Here is a 6092-nt window from a genome sequence, read left to right on the forward strand (position 1 = left end):
CCCCCCGCCAGCCGCGTTTGCGGGGGGGGTGGGGGGGTGGGAGATGTGTAAAACACACCGCGGCAGCGGGGGGCTGCCCCGGCTGCTGTTGGCGCACGCAAAAGGCAGCCGGGCAAGCCCGGCTCTACGAGGTCCACGTCCGCCCGAAGTTCGTCACAACCACTGCGCCATCTGCGCCCACCACGCCTCCATGTGCCCGGGTTCGCGCAGGCGCTCGCGCCACCAGCGCAGGGCCGCCCCCTCCTCACCCGTGCGCCATGCCAGCCAGAAGGTTTCGTCAGGCTTCGGCTCCTCCACCTCGCGCACCACCAGCCGGCCCTGCGCCACCGCGGCCTGCACATAGGGCTCGGGCAGGAAGCCAAAACCCAGTCCGGCGCACTGCAGGCGGAACTTGCTCAGCATGTCCGGCACGGTCACCGTCTCCTGCCCCATCAGCAGGCCGACGGTGCGCGGCAGCAGGCGGCGCGCGGAATCGGCCACGGCAATGGCGCAGTGCTCGGCCAGTGCGTCACGCCCGAGCGGGCCGGAAACCGCTGCCAGCGGGTGATGTGGTGCCACCGCGAATGCAAACCGCACCACGCCCAGTGCTTCCACTACATAACCACCACCACTCGGCCCCTCGCCCGCCGCACCCACCAGCAGGTCGGCGCGGCGATCCAGCAGCGCCTCCCAGGTGCCGGAAAGCGCCTCGCTGATCAGCCGCACCCGGGTCTGCTCGGCCACCGCGCTGAAATCAGCAATGTCCTGCGCCAGCAACGCCGGCTGGAACATCGAATCCACCGCCAGGGTCAGCTCCGCCTCCCAGCCCGAGGCCACCCGGCGCACCCGCAGTTCCAGCTCACGGGCCGCGCGCAGCAGGTGCCTGCCCTCCTCCAGCAGTGCCTGCCCGGCCTCGGTCAGGTCGGCACGCGGCCCGACCCGGTCGAACAGCTGCACGCCCAGGTCCTGCTCCAGCTTGGAGACGGTGTAGGAAATGGTGGACGGCACCTTGTGCAGCGCCTTGCCGGCGGCGGCAAACGAGCCACGGCGGTCGATGGCGTCCAGGATCTGCAGGGAGTCGAGGCTGAGCTTGAGCATTCGAAAATTTCGATGATGGCTTGCAAAACTATCCGTTTTTCAAACCCGAAGCGCAAGCGGATACTGGCCGCAACAGGAAAGGGACGGGGCCAACCCACCCCGGTCCATCATCGAAACCGTCGAACACCCAGGAGAATATCATGCTGCAGATCCGCAAGAGCAACACCCGTGGCCAGGCCAACCATGGCTGGCTGAACTCCCAGCACACCTTCTCGTTCGCCAACTACTACGATCCGCGCTACACCAGCTTCGGCCCGCTGCGGGTGATCAACGAAGACAAGGTGATCGGCGGCCAGGGCTTCGGCACCCACAGCCACAGCAACATGGAGATCGTCTCCTACGTGCTGGGCGGCGCGCTGGAGCACAAGGACTCGATGGGCACCGGCTCGGTGCTGCGTTACGGCGACGTGCAGCGCATGAGCGCCGGCAGCGGGGTCAGCCACAGCGAGTTCAACCACTCGGCTGACGAAACCGTGCACTTCCTGCAGATCTGGCTGTTCCCGGAGGTTGAAGGCATTCCCCCGAGCTACGAGGAAACCCACTTCACGCCGGAGAGCAAGCGCGGCCAGTTGCGCCTGATCGTGTCCGAGGACGGCCGCGATGGCTCGTTGAAGATCCACCAGAACGCGCGCATCTATGCCGGCCTGTTCGACGGCGATGAGCAGGCCCGACTGGAGCTGGCTCCGGGTCGCGGCAGCTATGTGCAGGTGGCGCGTGGGCAGGTGAAGGTCAACGGCATCACGTTGGATACCGGCGATGCGCTGCAGATCCGCGATGAGGCGCAGGTGACGATTGAGAACGGACGCGATGCCGAGGTGCTGGTGTTTGATCTGCCGCTTTGAGCATGCTGCCGGGCAAGCCCGGCACTACGCGGAAAAATGCGGAAAATGCGGAAAAATGCGGGCATGAGGGCTGCATCCTGCACCCCCATGCCCGCTCCCGCCTTGATCAGAACCCGGTATTGAACTCGAGCTGGAACACGTCGATGGCCAGCGGCGGACCGAACACTTCCTTGGCCGCCATCCACTTGCCGCTTACCCAGGTGCGATGATCGAACATGTACGCGCCGCCGACGTAATAACCGCGCGCGTTGGTGCCGCCCAGGTGGAAGTTGGAATCGTTGAATGCATCCGGCAGCGCGTCCGGCTCGATCCGCTTGTAGCCCAGCAGCGCCTGCCATTGGCCCTTCTGCTTCAGCTCGACATCGCCGAAGGTGGCCTGCAGCATCCACGCGGTGTCGCCGCTGCGGAACGATTCCGCGGTGGTGGTGCCACCGTTGCCGAAGTTGTTGACGATGCCGCCATTGGCGCGGGTGAACATCGCATTCTGGTCATAGGCCAGGTTGCGGATGTAGTCCGCTTCCAGGCGCATGTCCATGCGATGGCTGAGCGAGGCGTCCCAGCGCAGGTTGAGGTCGGCCAGGCGGAACGCCGATGCCAGGCCCACGTATTGCGGGGTCGGGGTGTTGGCCGGGTCCAGCGGATTGAGTGCGATGTCTCGCAGCAGCATCAGCGTGTTGCCCTTCTGCATGAAGGCCGGGCGCGACCAATCGGTGTCGCAGCCCGGGGCACCTGCATACAGCAGGCACGGCGAGGACACCTTGCCGCTGATGTTCTTGTAGTCGTAGTACGCCACCGCCGCACGCACACTGTGGTTGTCATTGAAGCGCCAGTCGATGCCGACCTGCGCGCCGCTGAGCCACTTGTTCTCGTTCGGGGTCTTGACCTGGCTGGCGCTGGGCGAGTTGTCCGAGGTGTATTCCAGCGGCACCACGGCGAGGTTGCCGAACACCGACCAGTTGCCCTCGCCCTGCGGCGGGCTCAGGAAGTTGGCCGCCAGGCCGTCGAAGTTCAGGTCATTGGAAAACAGCGTGTCGCTGGACCAGAACGGATTGCCGAAGCGACCGCCCTTCACCGTCACCCAGTAGGTGGGTGCATAGGACAGCCACACCTGGTCCAGCCAGATGTCCTTCTTCTCCATGCCACCGCCGAGGGTGTCCGTGGTCGACACCGGACCGTCGCTGCTGCCGCTGGCCAGACGGATGCCGGCGCGGGTGCGCTCGCTGATCTCCGCTTCCACGCCCAGGCGGGCACGCACGCGCCACAGATTGCGGCGGTCCTGGCGGCTGTTGCGCAGCGGCGGCAGGTCCAGATTGGTGTTCGGGTTGGTGTCGTAACCGCTGCCATCGTTGATCGCGGCCCAGTCGATCTCGATGTCGCTGTTGCTGTCGGAGTAGAAGCGCGATTCGTTGCGCACGCGCACGTCGCCGGCGACCTTGATCCGCTTGGTCCATTCGGCCACTTCGTTCGGCGAGGCCCAGCCCTGCTCGCTGGCCTGCTGCATCACGTCCTGGCGCACTTCATCGCGGATCTCATCGCGCACGTGCTGCGGCACATACGGCACGCGCACGTCGCCGGCTTCCAGCGCCACGCCACCGGTCACCGCCGCTGCCGTGCCAGCCTTGCTGGCCTCGGCCGCTGCGGCTTCCGCTTCAGCCTGGGCCAGCAGCGCCTGGCCGTCTTCAGGGCGCAGCGCACCGCTGGCGATCAGGCCGCGGATCAGCTTGACCATGGTGGTTTCCTGCGCCGCCATCGCCCCGGACGGCGCTGCCAGCGCCAGCAGCACGGCGCAGCACAGCAGCACCCGGCGTTTCGGGCGGGGAGGTAAAGCGGTCGGGTTGCGCATGTTCATCACGGATCTCGCAGCAAAGGGAAAGACAGGAAAAAGAAGGAGTCAGAGACCGGGCCGGCGGCCCTGCACCAGTACCCGCGCCGGGAAGGTCAGCGAGGCCGGTGGGCGCTGTTCCACCTGGCCGAGGCGGCGCAGCGCATCGACCACCGCCGCGTCGGCGGCGTCGTTGCCACTGCCACGGTTGAGCTCGACGCGGGTGATGCGGCCGTCCGGGTCCATCCACACGTCGACGTGCAGGCGGAAGCCCAGCCGCTTGACCCGGTCGTCGCGGGCGATCGCCTGCTGCATCACGTAACCGAGGTAGCGCCCGTAGCTGGCATTGCCGGCCCCGCCCGGACCGGTGCCGCTCATGCCGCCGCCACTGCCGGAACGGATGCCGAAGCTGTCCGTGCCCGCCTGTGCATCGGCGTCCATGGTCACCGGGTCGGACGTGTCCGGGGTCGGCTCGGGTTCGTTGCTGGGCACCGGTTCCATCGGCTCGGGTTCCGGCACGGTTTCTTCCGGCGGCGTCTCCGGCTCGGGTGGCTGTTCCGGCGGGGGCGGCGGTGGTGGGGGCGGCGGTGGCAATGCCAGCATCTGCGGCGGATTCACCGGCCGGCGCGTGCTGGCGGTGTCCTTGGTCAGCAGCCACACGAAGAACGCCACCAGCAGCGCCGCTGCCGCAGCGCACAGTCCGACGGTGATCCACAGTTGCCGGCGTTTGTCCGGGGAACCTGACATCCGCCTTACCCCTGCGCCTTGCCGGTGACCAGGCCGACCTGGCTCAGTTCAATCCGGCGCAGCAGGTCCAGCACCTCGACCACGCGCGCGTACTGCACTTCCGCATCGCCGCGCACGATCACCGGGAAGTCCGGGTTGGTCGCCTTTTCGGTGCGCAGCCGGTCTTCCAGCTCCGCCAGGCTCACCGGGTAGGCATCCAGGAACACCTGGCCGCTGTTGTCGACGGTGATTGCCTTGGTCTTGGGTTTCTCCAGCGCGGTGGAATTGCTGGCCTTGGGCAGGTTGACCTCGATGCCGGGAATGCTGGCGTTGCTGGTGAGGATGAAGATCACCAGCACCACCAGCAGCACGTCGACGAACGGCGTCACGTTGATGCCCTTCTCGCGCTTCTTGATGCCGAACCGCTTGCGTGCCATGCCGGTGCTCCTCAGGCCACGGCCGGACGCGCGGTGGCGGCCGGTTCGCTGCGGTCGAACTCTTCGGCCAGGCGCGCGGTGAACTCGTCGACAAACACCGACATGTCCGCGGCAATCGCTTCAGCGCGCGAGGCCAGCCAGTTGTAGCCAAACAGCGCGGGAATCGCCACGCCCAGGCCGGCGGCGGTACACAGCAGCGCCGCCGCCATGCCCGGGGCCACCGAATTGATGTCGACCGCGCCGGCCATTGCCGCCACCACGAACACCAGCATGATGCCGATCACGGTGCCGAACAGACCGATGTACGGCGCGCCTTCAATGGTGGTGGACAACCAGTTCATGCGCTTGGACATGCGCTCGGTTTCGCGCGTGACCTCGGCGTCCATGGTGGCGCGGATCGAGGTGATGGCCGCGGCGGTCAGACCGTGATGGTGCGAGCCGCGACCGTCCATTTCGTCCATGGCGATGCGGTACAGACGCCACAGGGTGGAGTTCTCGCGGATCTGCGTGGACAGCGTGCCATTGCGCTCCAGACCCTGCAGGGTGGCGACCGGTGCGCCGGTGACCTTGCGGTACTGCACGGTGAAGGCTTCGTTGGCCTTGGCCACGGTGCCGAAGTAACGGCTCTTGGCGATCATGATCGCCCACGACAGCAGCAGCATCAGGCCCAGCACTGCCACCACCACCCAGGCATCGACCGGCATCGCCTTGAGGATGAAACCAAAGTGGCTCTGGCCAGTGGTCTGCTCATCGGCCCCGTAGCTGGCCAGGCGCGAATCGCCGCCCTGGCTGGCGAAGTCGGCCTGCAGCAGCGCCGGCGAGCGTGCCACGCGGGAGATGCGCAGTTCGTCGATGGCACCGTTGAAGTTGGCCAGTGCAGTAGTAGTTGCGCCCGGCGCATCGGCACCGATCACCGGCGCGCCATTGAACGCGGGCAGCTCGCCCGCCAGCTCGGCGATGGCACGGCCATTGAGGAACAACTGCAGCTTGCCTTCAGCGGCGGTCAGTGCGACGTGCGCCCACTGCCCTTCCGGGATCGGCTGCGCCAGCGTGCTGCGCTGCCCGTTGAGCTGCACGAACGGCGCGCCGTTGGCGAGGCCGATCAGCAGTTCCGAGGCCCCTTCGCGGCGGCTGTACAGCGCCTGCTCGCCGGCCGGCGCGGCCGGCTTGACCCAGGCCGAGAAGGTG

At 67.1% G+C, this 6092-nt stretch carries 6 protein-coding genes; 1 reads left to right on the forward strand and 5 read right to left on the reverse strand.

The window, feature by feature from the left end:
* Positions 1–153: 153 nt before the first annotated feature.
* Positions 154–1077, reverse strand: a complete 924-nt coding sequence (locus EGJ34_RS19920; protein WP_125362179.1) for a LysR family transcriptional regulator — start codon at positions 1075–1077, stop codon at positions 154–156.
* A 140-nt stretch (positions 1078–1217) separates the two neighbouring features.
* Here EGJ34_RS19920 and EGJ34_RS19925 point away from each other — a divergent pair, with 140 nt between their 5' ends.
* Complete coding sequence (locus EGJ34_RS19925) at positions 1218–1919, forward strand: pirin family protein (protein WP_125362180.1); 702 nt, start codon at positions 1218–1220, stop codon at positions 1917–1919.
* A 106-nt stretch (positions 1920–2025) separates the two neighbouring features.
* Here the strand turns inward: EGJ34_RS19925 and EGJ34_RS19930 are convergent, their stop codons facing one another.
* The 4 genes from EGJ34_RS19930 to EGJ34_RS19945 form a co-directional block, all read right to left on the reverse strand.
* Positions 2026–3768: a putative porin gene (locus EGJ34_RS19930; RefSeq protein ID WP_125362181.1), complete on the reverse strand. Its 1743-nt coding sequence runs from the start codon at positions 3766–3768 to the stop codon at positions 2026–2028.
* A gap of 42 nt (positions 3769–3810) precedes the next feature.
* Entirely contained in the window at positions 3811–4488 is a 678-nt protein-coding gene (locus EGJ34_RS19935; protein ID WP_125362182.1) for a TonB family protein, read from the reverse strand.
* Between the two features lie 5 nt (positions 4489–4493).
* Positions 4494–4904: a biopolymer transporter ExbD gene (locus tag EGJ34_RS19940; protein ID WP_125362183.1), complete on the reverse strand. Its 411-nt coding sequence runs from the start codon at positions 4902–4904 to the stop codon at positions 4494–4496.
* An 11-nt stretch (positions 4905–4915) separates the two neighbouring features.
* On the reverse strand, positions 4916–6092 hold a 1177-nt coding region (locus EGJ34_RS19945), incomplete at its 5' end, for a MotA/TolQ/ExbB proton channel family protein (RefSeq protein WP_185750268.1).

Origin of the sequence: Stenotrophomonas sp. 278, from assembly GCF_003935715.1 — a bacterium.
Classification (GTDB): Bacteria; Pseudomonadota; Gammaproteobacteria; order Xanthomonadales; family Xanthomonadaceae; genus Stenotrophomonas; species Stenotrophomonas maltophilia_AH.

Coding starts and splice junctions, on each gene's coding strand:
- EGJ34_RS19925 (WP_125362180.1), top strand. CDS start 1,218: ATGCTGCAGATCCGCAAGAGCAACACCCGTGGCCAGGCCAACCATGGC.
- EGJ34_RS19930 (WP_125362181.1), bottom strand. CDS start 3,768: ATGAACATGCGCAACCCGACCGCTTTACCTCCCCGCCCGAAACGCCGG.
- EGJ34_RS19935 (WP_125362182.1), bottom strand. CDS start 4,488: ATGTCAGGTTCCCCGGACAAACGCCGGCAACTGTGGATCACCGTCGGA.
- EGJ34_RS19920 (WP_125362179.1), bottom strand. CDS start 1,077: ATGCTCAAGCTCAGCCTCGACTCCCTGCAGATCCTGGACGCCATCGAC.
- EGJ34_RS19940 (WP_125362183.1), bottom strand. CDS start 4,904: ATGGCACGCAAGCGGTTCGGCATCAAGAAGCGCGAGAAGGGCATCAAC.